This is a genomic window from Pseudomonas sp. KB_15, from assembly GCF_052114525.1.
Lineage (GTDB): Bacteria > Pseudomonadota > Gammaproteobacteria > Pseudomonadales > Pseudomonadaceae > Aquipseudomonas.
The window spans coordinates 1-387 of record NZ_JBFREX010000313.1 but is presented as its reverse complement, the minus strand read 5'-3'; the positions used below and the strand labels follow the sequence as shown (position 1 = coordinate 387).

Genomic DNA, 387 nt, shown 5'->3' with positions numbered 1-387 from the left:
CTGCGGCTCGCGGGCCAGTTCGCCGATGACGAAACCGGGCTGCATTGGCACGGCCGGCGTGTCTATGACCCCGACATCGGCCGCTACCTGAGCCCGGACCGTCGCGGCGGCGATGGCGTCAACCCCTATGCGTACCGGGCACCCACGGCGAAGCCGGCGCCATCGCCGCACGCGCAAGGGCCGGCCATGGCGGACGACTACTGGACCGTGGCGGATACCGCGCGGCGGCACGCCATGATCGCCTCCGGCGCAGAGAAGGACTGGGGATGACCCACTATTGGGGAGGCAATCTCCTGCTCCATCTCGCCCAGCCGCTGTTTCGCATCCTCGATGAACTGTCGCCGGAGCTGAAGTCGATGGCGCGGATGGAATGGCTCAAGCGCGAAT

General features: G+C 68.0%; 1 protein-coding gene. It reads left to right on the top strand.

Features of this window, described 5'->3' with window-relative positions:
- Window positions 1-270: RHS repeat-associated core domain-containing protein (locus tag AB4Z35_RS31050; protein ID WP_442101304.1), on the top strand; the 270-nt coding region annotated here is incomplete at its 5' end.
- Window positions 271-387 lie beyond the last annotated feature (117 nt).